This window comes from Rhodococcus sp. GXMU-t2271, assembly GCF_041414735.1.
Classification (GTDB): Bacteria; Actinomycetota; Actinomycetes; order Mycobacteriales; family Mycobacteriaceae; genus Rhodococcus; species Rhodococcus indonesiensis.
On sequence record NZ_JAUIZP010000044.1, the window covers coordinates 22600 to 38273 of the forward strand.

At 69.9% G+C, this 15674-nt stretch carries 18 protein-coding genes; 9 read left to right on the forward strand and 9 right to left on the reverse strand.

The window, feature by feature from the left end; translation table 11 throughout:
* Nucleotides 1–7 precede the first annotated feature (7 nt).
* Nucleotides 8–961, reverse strand: coding sequence for a metallophosphoesterase (locus QYS60_RS17090; RefSeq protein WP_371383734.1), 954 nt, complete (start codon nucleotides 959–961; stop codon nucleotides 8–10).
* A 65-nt stretch (nucleotides 962–1026) separates the two neighbouring features.
* Here QYS60_RS17090 and QYS60_RS17095 point away from each other — a divergent pair, with 65 nt between their 5' ends.
* On the forward strand, nucleotides 1027–1503 hold the full coding sequence (locus QYS60_RS17095) for a GatB/YqeY domain-containing protein (protein ID WP_054373134.1): 477 nt from the start codon (nucleotides 1027–1029) through the stop codon (nucleotides 1501–1503).
* A 42-nt stretch (nucleotides 1504–1545) separates the two neighbouring features.
* Here the strand turns inward: QYS60_RS17095 and QYS60_RS17100 are convergent, their stop codons facing one another.
* On the reverse strand, nucleotides 1546–3897 hold the full coding sequence (locus QYS60_RS17100) for a penicillin-binding protein (protein WP_371383747.1): 2352 nt from the start codon (nucleotides 3895–3897) through the stop codon (nucleotides 1546–1548).
* Between the two features lie 301 nt (nucleotides 3898–4198).
* Between QYS60_RS17100 and QYS60_RS17105 the strand changes: the two genes are divergently transcribed.
* On the forward strand, nucleotides 4199–4522 hold the full coding sequence (locus tag QYS60_RS17105; protein ID WP_040781514.1) for a WhiB family transcriptional regulator: 324 nt from the start codon (nucleotides 4199–4201) through the stop codon (nucleotides 4520–4522).
* A 21-nt stretch (nucleotides 4523–4543) separates the two neighbouring features.
* Here the strand turns inward: QYS60_RS17105 and QYS60_RS17110 are convergent, their stop codons facing one another.
* On the reverse strand, nucleotides 4544–5683 hold the full coding sequence (locus tag QYS60_RS17110) for an ArsA family ATPase (protein ID WP_289377555.1): 1140 nt from the start codon (nucleotides 5681–5683) through the stop codon (nucleotides 4544–4546).
* Nucleotides 5680–6693 (reverse strand): ArsA-related P-loop ATPase, encoded by a 1014-nt coding sequence (locus QYS60_RS17115; protein WP_003935278.1) that lies wholly within the window; start codon nucleotides 6691–6693, stop codon nucleotides 5680–5682. The genes QYS60_RS17110 and QYS60_RS17115 overlap by 4 nt, the downstream gene beginning before the upstream one ends.
* Before the next feature lie 42 nt (nucleotides 6694–6735).
* Here QYS60_RS17115 and QYS60_RS17120 point away from each other — a divergent pair, with 42 nt between their 5' ends.
* Genes QYS60_RS17120 through QYS60_RS17130 form a run of 3 tightly spaced genes read left to right on the forward strand, consistent with a single transcriptional unit; the run spans nucleotide 6736 to nucleotide 8233 of the window.
* Nucleotides 6736–6900 carry a DUF4177 domain-containing protein gene (locus QYS60_RS17120; protein WP_006945567.1) on the forward strand — a complete coding sequence of 55 codons (165 nt, stop codon included), beginning with the start codon at nucleotides 6736–6738 and terminating at the stop codon, nucleotides 6898–6900.
* A gap of 5 nt (nucleotides 6901–6905) precedes the next feature.
* A complete protein-coding gene (locus QYS60_RS17125; RefSeq protein ID WP_003935276.1) occupies nucleotides 6906–7385 on the forward strand; it encodes a RidA family protein in 480 nt (159 codons plus the stop codon).
* Between the two features lie 59 nt (nucleotides 7386–7444).
* Nucleotides 7445–8233: an MBL fold metallo-hydrolase gene (locus QYS60_RS17130; RefSeq protein WP_003935275.1), complete on the forward strand. Its 789-nt coding sequence runs from the start codon at nucleotides 7445–7447 to the stop codon at nucleotides 8231–8233.
* A gap of 63 nt (nucleotides 8234–8296) precedes the next feature.
* On the opposite strand, the gene QYS60_RS17135 is transcribed toward QYS60_RS17130, so the two are convergent.
* Both QYS60_RS17135 and QYS60_RS17140 read right to left on the reverse strand, forming a co-directional pair.
* On the reverse strand, nucleotides 8297–8971 hold the full coding sequence (locus tag QYS60_RS17135) for a Crp/Fnr family transcriptional regulator (protein WP_003935274.1): 675 nt from the start codon (nucleotides 8969–8971) through the stop codon (nucleotides 8297–8299).
* 198 nt (nucleotides 8972–9169) lie between these two features.
* On the reverse strand, nucleotides 9170–9439 hold the full coding sequence (locus QYS60_RS17140) for a hypothetical protein (RefSeq protein WP_040781511.1): 270 nt from the start codon (nucleotides 9437–9439) through the stop codon (nucleotides 9170–9172).
* 72 nt (nucleotides 9440–9511) lie between these two features.
* Here QYS60_RS17140 and nth point away from each other — a divergent pair, with 72 nt between their 5' ends.
* From nth to QYS60_RS17160, 4 genes are read left to right on the forward strand one after another with little or no spacing between them, the layout of a single operon-like run.
* A complete protein-coding gene (gene nth / locus QYS60_RS17145; protein ID WP_289377554.1) occupies nucleotides 9512–10306 on the forward strand; it encodes an endonuclease III in 795 nt (264 codons plus the stop codon).
* Between the two features lie 37 nt (nucleotides 10307–10343).
* Nucleotides 10344–10967 carry a TlpA family protein disulfide reductase gene (locus QYS60_RS17150; RefSeq protein WP_371383748.1) on the forward strand — a complete coding sequence of 208 codons (624 nt, stop codon included), beginning with the start codon at nucleotides 10344–10346 and terminating at the stop codon, nucleotides 10965–10967.
* Nucleotides 10964–11662 (forward strand): CoA pyrophosphatase, encoded by a 699-nt coding sequence (locus tag QYS60_RS17155; protein ID WP_054373128.1) that lies wholly within the window; start codon nucleotides 10964–10966, stop codon nucleotides 11660–11662. Before QYS60_RS17150 ends, QYS60_RS17155 begins: the two co-directional genes overlap by 4 nt.
* Entirely contained in the window at nucleotides 11659–12849 is a 1191-nt protein-coding gene (locus QYS60_RS17160; RefSeq protein WP_371383735.1) for a MarP family serine protease, read from the forward strand. The genes QYS60_RS17155 and QYS60_RS17160 overlap by 4 nt, the downstream gene beginning before the upstream one ends.
* Nucleotides 12850–12861: 12 nt before the next feature.
* Here the strand turns inward: QYS60_RS17160 and QYS60_RS17165 are convergent, their stop codons facing one another.
* The 3 genes from QYS60_RS17165 to nhaA are packed head-to-tail and all read right to left on the reverse strand — an operon-like array spanning nucleotide 12862 to nucleotide 15529.
* Complete coding sequence (locus tag QYS60_RS17165) at nucleotides 12862–13806, reverse strand: alpha/beta fold hydrolase (protein WP_289377552.1); 945 nt, start codon at nucleotides 13804–13806, stop codon at nucleotides 12862–12864.
* Nucleotides 13807–13814: 8 nt separating this feature from the next.
* Entirely contained in the window at nucleotides 13815–14315 is a 501-nt protein-coding gene (locus QYS60_RS17170) for a phage holin family protein (RefSeq protein ID WP_371383736.1), read from the reverse strand.
* Entirely contained in the window at nucleotides 14312–15529 is a 1218-nt protein-coding gene (gene nhaA / locus QYS60_RS17175; protein ID WP_289377550.1) for a Na+/H+ antiporter NhaA, read from the reverse strand. The genes QYS60_RS17170 and nhaA overlap by 4 nt, the downstream gene beginning before the upstream one ends.
* Nucleotides 15530–15674 lie beyond the last annotated feature (145 nt).

The following is a 15674-nucleotide window of genomic DNA, read 5'->3' on the forward strand; positions in this document are numbered from 1 at the left end:
CGCCTGGTCAGTGCGGCGAGAAGGTGCTCCGGGTACCTACGTCCGCAGTGCTTCGAGCCTGCTCTCGCGGCGCCGGAACCAGCGTCAGCAGCGTCGCCTCGGGGCGGCACCAGAACCGGGCGGGTGCCGTCGGTGACGTGCCGATGCCCGCCGAGACGTGCAACCGCATGTGCGACCCCCAGCGCGACGGTCCCTTGACCCGCGACCGGTCCAGCCCGCAGTTGGTCACCAGCGCGCCGACCAGCGGCAGGCACAGCTGACCACCGTGGGTATGCCCCGCCATCACCAGGTCGTACCCGTCGTCCGCGAACCGGTCCAGCACCCGCGGTTCGGGCGAGTGGGTCAGCCCCAGTCGCAGATCCGCCGCCGGATTCGCGGGACCGGCGACGGTGTCGTACCGGTCCCGGTCGATGTGCGGGTCGTCGACACCGGCCGCGCTGATGCGCACCCCGGCGATCTCGAGCTCGCGCCGCACGTGCGTGACGTCGAGCCAGCCGCGCTCGCTGAACGCGGCGCGCAGATCGCTCCAGGGCAGCGGCGCGCCGTGCACGCGCTCGTGGTCGCGGTCGAAGTACTTCAGCGGGTTCTTCACCCGCGGCCCGAAGTAGTCGTTGCTGCCGAAGACGAACAAGCCCGGCCGGGCGAGCAGACCGCCGAGCGCCTGCACGACGGCGGGGACCGCCTTCGGGTGCGCGAGGTTGTCGCCGGTGTTGATCACCAGGTCGGGTTCGAGGCGATCGAGTTCGCGAAGCCAGTTCTGCTTGAGCCGCTGCCCGGGCGTCATGTGGATGTCGCTCAGATGCAGCACGCGCAGCGTCGAGGCATCCGGCGCGAGCACCGGCAGCGTCACCTCCCGCAGAGCGAAGGCGTTGCGTTCGACGAGCGTCGCATAGCCGAGGCCGAGAACAGCGGCACCGGCCGCGCCGATCGCGGCACGTCGGAGAATGGGAACGTCTGGCACGTCTCCAGCGTACCGCCGGGGCTCGTCCGCGCACGGGTTCGCAGGGCACCGCGTAGCGTCGAGGTATGTCCGAGACCACGTCCTCGCTCAAAGCCACGCTCCGCGCCGACCTCACGTCCGCGATGAAGGACAAGGATTCGCTGCGCACCAACACGCTGCGCATGCTGCTCGCCGCCGTGCAGACCGAAGAAGTCGCCGGCAAGCAGGCACGCGATCTCACCGACGAGGAAGTCGTGAAGGTGCTCGCGCGCGAAGCGAAGAAGCGTGGCGAGGCTGCCGAGGTGTACACCGAGAACGGCCGAGGAGAACTGGCCGCCAAGGAGCACGCCGAGGCCCGCATCATCGACGAGTACCTGCCGACCCCGCTCACCGACGCCGAACTGGCCGACGTGGTGGACACCGCCATCGCCCAGGTCGCCGAGGAGATCGGGGAGCGGCCGGGGCCGCGGCAGATGGGTCAGGTCATGAAGGCGGCGACCGCCATCGCCGCCGGGAAGACCGACGGCAAGCGCCTGTCCGCCGCCGTCAAGTCGCGCCTGTAGACGACGGCGCCGTCCGGTCGTCGCGCGACCGGGCGGCGGCGGTCATCGTCCCGGGATGGGTGCCGGCGCGGCCGGCACCGTCGTGTCCGGCACCCGGCTCTCGCTCGGCCGGGCCGGTGTCGCACTCGGGCTCGGCGGCGCGGCGCGCACCGAACCGTCGCTGACGAAGATCGTCACCGTCGAGCCCGGGACTGCGGAACCGGACGGCGAGACCGAGGCGACGGTGCCACTGCGGCCTTCCGCCTTGACGGTCGTCTCCGTCACCTGGAACCCGGCGTCGATCAGGCGCTGGCTGGCCTGCTGCCGGTTCAGGCCCACGACGTTGGGAACCTGCGCGTTGCCGGCGCCGCGCACGTACTTCTGATCCACGGGTGGCAGCGCGGTAGGGCCGAACTTGTTCGCGACCGGCAGCAGCGCATCGAACCACGTGCGTGCGGGCTCGGTGCCGCCGAACAGGTTGCCGTCGTAGCAGGGGCGTACCGGACCGGAGCAGATCTGCCCCGGCGTAGGCGAGTCGCCGTACGTGTAGACGGCTCCGGCGAGATTGTTGGTGAAGCCGAGGAAGGCCGAGGACATGTGCGACTCGGTGGTTCCCGTCTTGGCCGACACCGGCAGGTTCCAGCCCACCGAGCCGGCCGCGCCGGCCGCCGTACCGCCGCCCGAGGTGTCCTTGCCCAGGGCGTTGGCGAGCGTGTCGGCCAGGCCCGGCTCGACGACCTGCTCGCATGCCTGCTGGGTGATGGGCACGGGCTTGCCCTCGCGGTCGAACACGGCGTCGATCGGCGTGGGCGGGCACCACTTGCCGTGGGAGGCGAGCGTCGCCGCGACGTTGGACAGCTCCAGCGGGTTGACCCAGGTGGGTCCCAGGGTGAACGAACCGAGGTGCTGCGCCTTCTGCATCTCGGACATGCTCTGCTCGCCGAAACCGGAGGAGTTGGGCTGGGCGTAGGAGCGCAGGCCGAGCCGCACCGACATGTCGACGACGGAGTCCACACCGGTGGCCTCGATCAGCTTGACGAAGGCGGTGTTGGGGGACTGCGCCAGTGCGTCCGTGACCGACAGCTTCGACGGGTACGGCGCGGCGTTCTCGACGCAGTAGGTGGCCGGCGGGCACCCGGGGGCGCCGCCGTCGCCGAGGCCGCGGGCGTTGTAGCGGGCCGGCACGTCCAGCACGGCGCTCGTGCCGAGGCCCTTCTCCATCGCCGCGGCCACCGTGAAGATCTTGAACACCGAGCCGGCGCCGTGACCGGTCAGGGAGTACGGCTGCGGCTGCACCGTCTGGTTGGCCTCGCCGTCGAGGCCGTATACGCGGCTCGACCCCATCGCGAGGACACGATGCGAATCCTCCCCGGGCCGGATCACGTTCATCACCGTCGCGACGTCATCGACGGTCGGGCTCGTGAACTCGTCCAGCGACGACTTCACCGAGTTCTGGATTTCGGGATCGAGCGTGGTGCGGATGAGGTACCCGCCCCTGTCGATCTGCTCGCGGGACAACCCGGCCTCGGCCAGGTACTGCAGCGCGTATTCGCAGAAGAACCCCCGGTCGCCCGCGGCGATGCACCCGCGCGGCAGGGTCTTCGGCTCGGGCAGGACGCCGAGCGGCTGCTCCTTCGCGGCGCGGATCTCGGCAGCGCGCTCGGGAATGTTCTGGATCATCGTGTCGAGCACGACGTTGCGCCGCGCCAGCACGCCGTCCGGATTGGTGTACGGGTTCAGCGCGGAGCTGGACTGCACCATGCCGGCGAGCATCGCGGACTGGGTGACGTTCAGGTCCTTCGCGTCGATGCCGAAGTACGTCTGGGCCGCGTCCTGCACACCGAAGGATCCGTTCCCGAACGGCACGAGGTTCAGATAACGGGTGAGGATCTCGTCCTTGGTCAGCTCGTCGTCGAGCGTCAGCGCCATCCGGATCTCCCGGATCTTGCGCGCGGGTGTCGTCTCGATCGCGGCGCGGCGCTCGGCGTCGGTCTTGGCGACCACGTGCAGCAGGTAGTTCTTCACGTACTGCTGATCGATCGTGGACGCGCCCTGCTCGACCTGCCCGCTGGTCGTGTTGGTGAGGAAGGCACGGATCGTGCCCTGCCAGTCGACGCCCTGGTGTTCGGCGAAGCGTTTGTCCTCGATGGAGACGATGGCGAGTTTCATCTCGTTGGAGATCTGGTCGCTCGGCACCTCGAACCGGCGCTGGTCGTAGAGCCAGGCGATGGGCGTGCCCGCGGCGTCGGTCATGGTGGTGACCGCGGGCACCACCCCCTCGACGAGTTCGGCGGAACTGTTGTCCACCGTGTCCGCGGCGCGGTTCGAGACGTACCCGAACCCTCCGGCCGCCGGGAACATCACACCGGCCAGCAGGACTCCGCCCAGTGCCGTGCATCCTGCGAGCTTCGCCACCGTTTTTCCGATCGACACGCCTACACAGTACGTGCCGAGGCGGAGCACGGACCCCGCCGCACACGTTCCCGTGTCCGCGTTGCGCTGGCGAAAACCCTCCGACGTGCAGTGATGCACGGGCGTACCAGAAAAGTGTTTCTCCACCTTGCGCACGGGGAACTCTTTACCTAGATTGAGTCCTCAGTGTGATGCAGATAACACCTGAATAGGAATGTGGCGCAGAACGGTCGTGCTAGGCCGTCGATACTGCGTGCCTTCCAGGACCCCGTGACACGGCGTTCGGAGAGTAAGGGGCAACTGAATGCACATGACCACCCCCATGGCCCGGCTCGACGTAGACCAAGCAGAAGCACGCATCGCATGGGTGTCGAAAGCCCGATGCCGTGAAGTGGACCCCGATCAGTTGTTCGTCCGTGGCGCCGCCCAGCGCAAGGCCGCAGTCATCTGCCGGCACTGCCCGGTGATGCTCCAGTGCGGCGCCGACGCCCTCGACAACCGCGTCGAATTCGGCGTCTGGGGCGGGATGACCGAACGTCAGCGCCGGGCGCTGCTCAAGCAGCATCCCGAAGTCGACTCCTGGGCCGACTTCTTCGAGGCTCAGCGTCAGCACCAGAGCGCCGTCTGACCGATCGGCGAACCCGCGAGGTCATGCCTCGCGGGTCATCTGATCGGCGACGGCGCGCAGTGCCTCGAGATCCGAGACCTCGAAGGGCAGCGACGGTACACCGACGACCGGCACCCGCGGATGCGCACTCGTGAATCGGGCCAGCAGCCGCAGCTCCCGCTTCGCCGTCACCGCCCGGTGCGCGTGGACCCGCAGCACGGCCTCGGCCGGCGCGTTCTCCTTGCGGTCCTGCTCCTCGAGCAGATCCGCCGCGGTCAGGGCGTGGTCGGCCGGTAGCGAGCACAGGGTCGGGTGCGTGCGGTTGAGGACAAGCCCCGCGAGCGGCATGCGGTCCTCGGACAGCCGCTCGACGAAGAACGATGCTTCCCGCAGCGCGTCCGGTTCGGCCGCCGCGACCACCATGAAGTGGGTGCCCGGCTGCTGCAGCAACTGGTAGGTGCGATTCGCCCGCTCCCGGAAGCCGCCGAACATCGAGTCCAGGGACTGCACGAAAGCCGATGCGTCCGAGAGCATCTGGCTACCGACAATCGTCGAGACCGCTTTCAGGGCCAGTCCCATGGCGCCCGTCACCAGCCGTCCCAGCCCTCGCCCCGGCGCGGTGAACATCCGGATCATCCGGCCGTCCAGGAACGCACCGAGTCGCTGCGGTGCATCGAGGAAGTCCAGCGCATTGCGCGACGGCGGGGTGTCGACCACGATCAGGTCCCAGGTGTCGCTCGCCGCGAGCTGCCCGAGCTTCTCCATCGCCATGTACTCCTGAGTGCCGGAGAACGACGAGGCCACGGTCTGATAGAAGGGGTTGTCGAGGATCTGCTGTGCCTTCTCCGGCGTCGAGTGCTCGAGCACCATGTCGTCGAAGGTGCGGCGCATGTTCAGCATCATCGCGTGCAGTTCGCCCTTCGCGCCCGGCCCCAGCTGCACGAGCTGCGGACTGTTGTCGAGGGCCTGCACACCCAGTGCCTGGGCCAGCCGCCGGGCCGGATCGATCGTCAGCACCACGACGTTGCGGCCCTGCTCTGCGGCACGCAACGCCAGCGCCGCAGCGGTCGTGGTCTTCCCGACCCCGCCCGCGCCGGTGCACACGATGATGCGCGACGAGGGATCGGCCAGGATGGACCGAACGTCGAGCGGCGGCGCATGGTGCGCCCGCGGCGCGGTCACCGCACACCCTGTTCGCCGAGCTGCTCCGCGAGCTCGTACAGCCCGCCGAGATCCACGCCGTCCGCCAGCGCGGGCAGATGCATTCGTGCCACGTTCACCTCGTCGAGTTGGGCGGCGCTGACCTGCTGCGCCTGCAGGGTGGATGCATGCTCGATCGTTTCGGTCAGCAGACCCGCGAAGTCCTCTTCGCCGAGCGCGACCCCCGCGCGGTCGAGGCCCTCACGTACCGCGGCCGCGTCGATCCGGCCGGCCGCAGCCTCGTCCACCATCTCCTCGGGCAGGAAGTCGGGGGCGGTCCGGTTGACGATCACGGTGCCGAGCCGCAGGTCCGCCTCGAGGAGCTCGCTCACCGCGTCGGAGGTTTCCTGCACCGGCAGCGCCTCGAGCAGCGTGACCAGGTGGACCATGGTCTCGTCGGAGTGCAGCAGCCGCACGACCCCTTCGCTCTGGGACCGGATCGGACCCGACTTGGCGAGGTCGGCCATCGCCTTGGTCACGTCGAGGAAGCTGCCGATGCGTCCCGTCGGCGGAGAGTCCACCACGACCACGTCGTACACGGGTTCACCGGTGCGGTCGGTGCGCACCACGGTCTCCTTGATCTTGCCGGTGAGGATCACGTCCCGAAGACCCGGCGCCAGCGTGGTCGCGAATTCGATGGCACCGATCCGGCGCATCGCCCGACCCGCGAACCCGAGGTTGTAGAACATGTCCAGGTACTCGAGGAAGGCCGTCTCGATGTCGAGAGCCAGGGCGTACACCGCGCCACCGCTGTCCGTCGTGGCGATCTTGGTCTCGGCCGGCGGCAGCGGCGGTACGTCGAACAGCTGGGCGATGCCCTGCCGTCCCTCCACCTCCACCAGGAGCACCTTGCGGCCCCCGGCCGCCAGCGCAAGGGCCAGGGCCCCCGCGACGGTCGACTTACCGGTGCCGCCCTTGCCCGAGACGAAGTGCAGCCGCGCCTGCGCAGCCTTCGCCGGCCAGACGTCGTGTTCAGCAGTCGTTGATGCCACGACGTCGAGCCTATAAGTCCCGTGCGCATATAGGGTCGAGACATGAGCGAATTGACAACGTGGGAGTACGCGACGGTGCCCCTGCTGACCCATGCCACGAAGCAGATCCTGGACACGTGGGGAGCCGACGGCTGGGAACTCGTATCGGTGCTTCCGGGACCCACCGGTGAGCAGCACGTCGCGTATCTCAAGCGCCCGAAGGGCTGATCGGCGTGGCAACAGAGGATTCCGCCGGACGGAACTGGACGGCACGACTCGCCGAGCTGGGCCTGAGCCTGCCGCCGGTCGCGGCGCCCGTCGCCGCCTACGTTCCCGCCGTCCGCACCGGTGACCACGTCTACACCTCCGGCCAGCTGCCGTTCGTCGACGGCGCACTGGGCCTGGTGGGCAAGGTCGGCGCCGAGGTCACGGCCGAGGACGCGAAGGCCGCGGCGCGCATCGCCGCGCTCAACGCGCTGGCCGCGGTGGACGACCTCGTCGGCATCGACAACCTGGTCCGCATCGTCAAGGTCGTGGGCTTCGTCGCGTCGGCGGAGGGTTTCACCGGTCAGCCGGGTGTGATCAACGGCGCGTCCGAACTCCTCGGCGAGGTGTTCGGGGAGGCAGGCGTGCACGCCCGGTCCGCCGTCGGCGTGGCCGAGCTGCCGCTCGGCGCGCCCGTCGAGGTCGAGATCATCGCCGAGGTGCGCTGACGGGTGCGGGGTGGACCGGATCTAGAGTGGGACGCACCCCACATGGAGGAGGCCGGATCGTGACGCTGGTTCACCCCGCGTACGCACAGCTGCGTCAGGTCACCGCCAACGCCGCGGTGGTGCTGGCGGAGAACCCGTCGATGATGACACTCGACGGCACCAACACCTGGATCCTGCGGGCTCCCGGCAGCGACGAATGCGTCGTGGTCGATCCGGGCCCGCTCGACGAGGCACACCTCGCCCGCGTCGCCCGCGTTCCCGTGGCGCTGACATTGGTCAGCCATCGGCACGGCGACCACACCGACGGCGCCGGACGGTTCGCGGAACTCACCGGCACCGAGGTACGGGCCGTGGACGCGCGGCACCGGCACGGCGGGGGAGCGGGCCTGGCCGACGGCGAGGTGATCGAGGCGGCCGGGCTGCGGATCCGGGTGCTCGCGACGCCGGGTCACACCGCGGACTCGCTGTCCTTCGTCCTCGAGGACGACCGCAGCGTGCTCACCGCCGACACCATCCTCGGCCGGGGCACCACCGTTCTCGACGACTCCGACGGCGACCTCGGCGACTACCTCGGGTCGCTGCGCCGGCTGATCGACCTGGGTGGCGGCTACACGGTGCTGCCCGGTCACGGACCGGACCTGCCCGACCTGGAGACCATCGCCCGCGGCTACCTCGCCCATCGGGAGGAACGGCTCGATCAGGTGCGGGCCGCGTTGCGGGTGCTCGGGGACGACGCCACGCCGCGATCCGTCGTCGAGCACGTGTACGCCGATGTGGACCCGTCGCTGTGGCCGGTCGCGGAGAAGTCGGTCAACGTCCAGCTCGAGTACCTGCGCAGCTTCGCCTGACGTCAAAAGACCCGAGGCCGGTGCATCGTCGATGCACCGGCCTCGGTCGTTCGGAAGGGGTGGCTACCGCGCGCGGCGGGCGAGGCGCTCCGAGTCGGAGATGAGCACGCTCTTGCCCTCGAGCCGCAGCCAGCCGCGGTGGGCGAAGTCGGCCAGCGCCTTGTTCACGGTTTCGCGGGAGGCGCCGACGAGCTGTGCGATCTCCTCCTGCGTCAGATCGTGCGTGACACGCAGCGCACCCGCCTCCTGGGTGCCGAACCGCTGCGCGAGCTGCAACAGCGCCTTCGCGACGCGACCGGGCACGTCGGTGAAGATCAGGTCGGCCAGGTTGTTGTTGGTGCGGCGCAGGCGGCGCGCGAGCACGCGCAGCAGCTGCTCGGCGATCTCCGGACGCTGGTCGATCCAGGCCTTGAGGGCGTCGCGGTCCATGCTCACGGCGCGGACCTCGGTCACGGTGGTCGCGGTGGAGGTGCGCGGGCCCGGGTCGAAGATCGACAGCTCGCCGAACATGTCGGACGGACCCATGATGGTCAGCAGGTTCTCGCGGCCGTCCGGGGAACGGCGGCCGAGCTTCACCTTGCCGGAGACGATGATGTACAGGCGGTCGCCCGGCTCACCCTCGTTGAAGATGACATGTCCGCGGGGGAAATCGACCGGCTGAAGCTCTTTGACCAGCGCCGCAACCGCCGAGGGTTCGACTCCTTGGAAGATGCCTGCTCTGGCCAGGACGTCGTCCACGTGCGCTCCTTTGGGGGTAATTCTCATCGTCATGCTGCCGGGTCTGCACGACGTCCACGGGCGCCCGGACAGGCCGCCTGCAACGCGTACGGAATCGAAGTCTACTGTGCGCGCCCTCGGCACGAGTGATTGACACCACGACAACCGTCGTGCCGTTCCCGCAGCAGCGCCCACGCATTCTATCGAAGCGTCCCGAAATCAGCTCGCGCGACGCTCTCCTATGTCGGACTCCGCATCGTCGAGCTCCATGACGAGGACCCGCCGCCGGCGGCGGTGGAACCGGGCGAGAGCATGGGGGAATCCCTCCCTGGCCAGGGTGGCGACGTCGTCGTGGCTCGCCTTGTCGAGGAACTCCTCGACCTCCTGCTGGCGAACGGACAGACGGCTCAGCCGGGACTCGACCCGCTCCATCGCCAATGCGAACAGCATGAGCAGCACGGGGAAGAGCACGACAGCAAGAGCTTGCATACCGGGAAGTAAACACAAGAAAGGTCTCAGAAGCGACACAGCGCCGAATCCGCGACGGGCCGGGTACGTACAGTGGAGCAGGTGCATGCGACCCCGTCCGAGAGTCCCGACGTGCGCCGACGGCGCGCGTCCGGAGGCGAGCGCCCACCCGAGAGTCGGCTCGCCCTGGTGCGCCGGGCGCGCCGCATGAACCGGCGGCTCGCCGAGGCGTTTCCCCACGTGTACTGCGAACTCGACTTCACCACGCCACTCGAACTGGCGGTCGCCACCATCCTGTCCGCGCAGTGCACCGACGTGCGGGTCAATCAGGTGACCCCGGCCTTGTTCGCTCGCTACCCGGATGCCCGCGCCTACGCCGAGGCCGACCGCGCCGAGCTCGAGGAGTACATCCGGTCCACCGGCTTCTACCGCAACAAGGCCAACTCCCTGATCGGTCTCGGCCAGGCCCTGCTCGAGCGTTTCGACGGCGAGGTACCACGCCGGCTCGAGGATCTCGTCACACTTCCCGGATTCGGGCGCAAGACCGCCAACGTCGTCCTCGGCAATGCGTTCGGCATCCCCGGCATCACCGTCGACACCCACTTCCAGCGTCTCGTGCACCGCTGGAAGTGGACCGGGGAAACCGACCCGGTCAAGATCGAACACGCCGTCGGTGCGCTCGTCGAACGCAAGGAATGGACCCTGCTCTCGCATCGGGTGATCTTCCACGGCCGGCGCGTGTGCCACGCCCGCAAACCCGCCTGTGGCATCTGTGTACTGGCCAAGGACTGCCCGTCCTTCGGCATCGGACCGACCGACCCTGTGACCGCCGCCGCGCTGGTGAAGGGACCGGAGACCGAGCACCTGCTCGAGCTGGCCGGACGGTGACCCGGTGCAACTGACCCGCGCAGGCCGTTGGAGCCTGGTGGCCCTCGTCGTCGTGGTGGCGCTGATCGTCGCGATCTGGCCCCGCGATACCGACGATCCGGCATCGGCCGTCGACGGTGCCCGGCCGACCGCGGCGCCGGTGGACCGCCGTGCCCAGGACACCCCCGAGGCCCTTGCGCCGTTGCGTGCCGCGGCGGCGCTCGAGGGCTGCCCGGCTCCGGCCGGAAACGGAGCCGGACCGCTCGCGGGGCTGCGGTTCGAGTGTCTCGGCGACGGCAGCAGCGTCGATCTGGCGGCTGCGCTCGCGGGACGGCCCGCCCTGGTGAACCTGTGGGCGTGGTGGTGCGGGCCGTGCGCGGAAGAACTGCCCTACCTGCAGGAGTACGCGCAGCGCGCCGGGGACGCCGTTGCGGTGGTCACCGTCCACACCGATCCCAACGAGGCCAACGCCCTGTCCCGGCTCGCCGAGTACGCCGTGCAGCTGCCGGGCGTGCAGGACGGGTCCGCGCGGGCACAGGCCGCGGTGCAGTCGCCCCCGGTGCTCCCGGTGACGGTGCTGCTGCGGCCCGACGGTTCGGTCGCCAAGGTGCTGCCCCAGCCGTTCCGCAGCGCCGACGAGGTCGCCGCCGCCGTGGAGGAGCACCTGGGAGTGAAGGTATGACGCCGTACTGGCTGCGCCACGTGTCCACCGTCCTGCCGAGCGATCCGCACCGGGTCAATCCGGTGCTCGACCGCCGGGCCCCGAGCGGGATTCCGGTTCGTCCCGCGGCCGTGCTCGTGCTGTTCGGCGGCTCGTCCGAACCCGATCCTCTCGCCCGGGGTGGACTGCCCGCCGACGCGGACGTCCTGCTCACCCAGCGGGCGCCGACGATGCGTCAGCACAGCGGGCAGGTCGCGTTCCCGGGTGGTGCCGCCGACCCGGAGGACGACGGCCCGATCGCCACGGCGCTGCGTGAAGCACAGGAGGAGACGGGCCTCGACCCCGCGGGGGTCCGTCCGCTGACGGTGCTGCCCGAGATCTTCATCCCGCCGTCCGGATTCGACGTCACCCCGGTGGTGGCCTTCTGGGAGAAGCCCACACCCATCGGGGTGGTCGACCCCCGCGAGGCTGCCCGGGTGGTCCGGGTGTCCCTGCACGACCTGCTCGACCCGGACAACCGCTTCCAGATCCGGCACGAGCGCGGCTATCAGGGGCCGGCGTTCCTGGTGGACGACATGCTCGTGTGGGGATTCACCGCGGGGATCCTGGCGGGTCTGTTCGCGGTGTCCGGCTGGGAGATCGAGTGGGACCACACCGACATCCGTGACTTCGACGTCACGCTCGCCGAGCTCGAGACAGGGGTGGTCGAACCGTGACGCCGTCCGGATGGATCGACCTGCTCATCCTGCTGGTCGTGCTCGTGGCCGCGTCGTCCGGCCTGCGGCAGGGCGCGGTGGCGTCCGCACTGGCGTTCCTCGGCGTGGTGCTCGGCGCGGTTGCCGGCATCCTCATCGCCCCGCACGTGCTCGTGCACGTCGAGGAGGGCCGGATGCGGATCCTCGCGGGGATCGCGCTCATCGTCGTCCTCGTCATCATCGGCGAGGTCGCGGGCATGGTGCTCGGCCGAGCAGCCCGGAGCAACATGCACAGCCCCGTTGCGCGGGGTGTCGACAGCGTGGTCGGGGCCGGCCTGCAGGCCGTGGCGGTGCTGGTGGCGGCATGGCTGCTCGCCATTCCGCTCACCGCCTCGTCCCAGCCGGAGATCTCCGCGGCCGTACGCGGGTCGCGGGTGCTCAGCACGGTGGACGTGCTGGCCCCGGACTGGTTGCGCGGTGTCCCGAAGGAGTTCTCGGCACTGCTCGACACCTCGGGGCTGCCGGACGTCATCGGTCCGTTCGGGCGTACTCCGGTCGCCGAGGTGGAGCCGCCGGACCCGAGTGTGCTCGCCAGTCCCGTCGCGCTCGACCTGCATCCGAGTGTGCTGCGCATCAACGGAATCGCGCCGACCTGCCAGCGCGCGCTCGAGGGCTCCGGGTTCGTCGTCGCGCCCGAACGCGTCATGACCAACGCCCATGTCGTCGCCGGCACGTCGGCGGTGTCGGTGCAGACGCTGGGCGGGGCGCTCGACGCCGAGGTCGTGCTCTTCGATCCTGCGGTCGACGTCGCGATCCTCTCGGTGCCGGGACTCGACGTGGCACCTCTCGAATTCGCCCCGGACCCGGCCGCCTCGGGACAGGACGCCCTCGTCCTGGGCTACCCCGGCGGGGGCCCCTACACGGCGAGTGCCGCGCGCATCCGAGAGACGCTCGACCTGCAGGGACCGGACATCTACCGCTCGGGCACCGTCGAACGGGAGGTGTACACCGTCCGCGGGTCCATCCGCCAGGGCAATTCCGGCGGTCCGCTCGTCGACGAGCAGGGCCGGGTCCTGGGCGTCGTGTTCGGGGCGGCCGTGGACAACAGCGATACCGGATTCGTGCTGACCGCGGCCGAGGTCGGCAGTCAGTTGGACCTGGCCGACGAGTCGTTCGCGGCGGTGGCGACGGGAACCTGCATCGCCTGAGTGCCGGGGCTCCTACAGCCCGGCGGCGAAGTCGAGCAGCGCGGCGGTGACGTCGTCGGCACGTTCCTGATGGGCGTAGTGCCCGGCGTCGTCGATCATGAGCAGTTTCCGGCCCGGAGCGTGGCGCACGCACCGGCGCACGGTCGCCGGTACGACGTACGGGTCCAGCGCGCCGTGCAGTTGCAGGACCGGCAGCGTCAGCGTCTTGTCCATCGCCGCCATGAATCGTCGTCCGTCCGGCCGCCACTGGCTGCGGAAGGCCCAGCGCTGGTATTCGAGCGTGCAGTGCGCGGTGCCGGGAATCCGGATGGCCGAGCGCATCCGCTCGGCGACCTCCCGGAATTCGTCCGACTGCTGCCACCGGGTGCCCGCGCGGGCCCGCAGCAGTCGTTCGATCTCCCAGCCGTCGTCGCGCACGAGCTTGCGTTCGGGCCGCCACGGCACCTGATAGGCGAGGAACGTGGGCAGCAGCGCCGCGCGCTGCGCACGGTCGTGCAGCGTCGCGTCCCGCAGTGAGATCGGGTGCGGCGAGTCCACGAGGGCGATGGCCCGGACGAGCCGCGGGTGCAGCACGGCCGTCGCCCAGCACACCAGCCCGCCGTCGGCGTGCCCGACCAACGTCGCCTCCGAGCAGCCCAGGGCGCGGATGAGTCCTGCGACGTCGCCCGACAGGGTCCAGCCGTCGTAGCCGCGCGGGGGCTTGTCGGAGTCGCCGTAGCCGCGCAGGTCGACGGCGACGGCGCGGTAGCCGGCGTCCGCGAAGGCGGTGAGCTGGTGACGCCACGACCACCACAGGTCGGCGAACCCGTGCAGGAACAGCGCCAGCGGTGCGTCGGGGCCGGACGGGCCGGCTTCGACGGCGTGCAGGCGGATGCCGTTGGCATGGATGTCGCGGTGCGTCCACGGTCCGGGGAACCGGACCGTGGACGGGTCGGGGAGGGACACGGTGCCCTGCATGTGGAGGGTCAGCGCGCGTGCCGGGGGCCCGCTGCCGGCTCCGCGTCGTGCTGCTGCGGCAGGACGGTACGGGCCTGCCTGAGCGAGTCGATGGTCTTCTCCGGGGCGCGCAGTCTGCGCACCCGGAGGTACCCGATCAAGGCGAAGATCGCCGTGACCACGACCATGATGAGGAAGACGATCAGGAACGCCAGCCAGCGGGGCGTCCAGATGTCGATCAGTTCGGCGAGGAAGAAGAAGAAGAAGAACGAACTGAACACCAGGACCGCGAAGGCCAGGATGAAGAACAGACTGCCCTGCAGGCCCTTCTTCACCTCGCCGGTGACCTCGGCCTTGGCGAGTTCGACCTCGGCGCGGAACAGCGTCGAGACCTGTGCTGTGGCGTCGCGGACCAGGTCCCCGATGCTCGCTTCCTGAGGAGTGCGGGCGCGCACCTCGGTCAGCGGAATGGACGAGATGCTCGTCGGTACCCCGTCACCCTGCTTCCGGTTCCCGTTCGTCACGCTCACTTGTCGACCCCTCCAGTTGATTCGTAATGACTGCGGTGGGCTCGCCCACGCCGTAACAGTAGCGTCGATCCCAGCAGCGAGGCGATCAGTGACGTGACGAGGACCGACGCCTTCGCGATCTCCGCGGGTGCCCCGCCGTCGATACCGGCGAGCGAGAGGTCGGCGATGAGCAGGCTCACGGTGAACCCGATGCCGCCGAGTACGGCGAGGGCCAGCAGGTCCGCCCATGCCAGCCCGGCGGGCCTGGTGGCTACGCCAACCCGGATCGCGAGCCAGGACGCGCCGAAGATGCCGACCGTCTTGCCGATCAGCAGGCCCAGCAGAACGGACAGGCCCACCGGGCTGGTGAACACATCGGCGAGGACCTCGCCGTCGATGGGAACGCCGGAGGCGAACAGCGCGAACAGGGGCACGCACAGGCCGGCGGACCAGGGCTGGATGTCGTGGGCGAGCCGCTCGGCCGGTGCCCGCCGCTCGCCTGGGTCGGCGCGGACGCGGGTGAGCAGACCCAGCACGACGCCCGCGATGGTGGCGTGGATGCCGGCCTCGTGCATGCCGTACCAGGTGAGCAGCGCGAGCGGGACGTACAGCCACGGGGTCGTGATCCGCCGGTGCTGGGCGTACCGATAGGCGGCGGCGCACGCGACGGTCCCGAGCAGCCACAGCGCCGCGATGGACGTGGTGAACAGGACGGCGATCAGTGCGATGCCGATGAGATCGTCGACGACGGCGAGGCTGAGCAGGAAGACACGCGCGCCGGTGGGGATGCGGGAACCGGTGAGGGCGAGGACTCCGAGGGCGAAGGCGATGTCGGTGGCGACGGGAATTGCCCAGCCGCGGTCCATGCCCGGGGTGCCCCATCCGACGGCGGCGGCGATGAGTGCCGGCAGCAGCACGCCGCCGCAGGCCGCGATGACCGGCAGCAGGGCCTTCTTGCGGTCCGCCAGTTCACCGATCACGAGTTCGCGTTTGAGTTCGAGTCCGGCGACGAAGAAGAACACGGCGAGCAGGCCGTCCTGTGCCCAGGTGCCGACGGTGAGATGCAGGTGCAGCGCCTCCGGTCCGACGGTGAAGTCGCGCAGCCTCTCGTAGACGGGTCCGAGTGGGGAGTTGACCCACAGGACGGCGACGGCGGCGGCGACCAGAAGGATGGCGCCACCGACGGTCTCGGTGCGTAGGTACCGAGTGAGTTCCGAGCGCAGTGGCTGAGTCACGAAGGCCTTCCATCGACGAATCCGCGGGGCGACGGTGCTGCCGCCGACCGGGATTCCCAGCGCACCCGGCGACGAATCGTATCCCCCCGTCCGGCCGGTCGGCGGGTGTCCGATTTGATTCGTTCCGGAAAGAAGGTGTTCACTT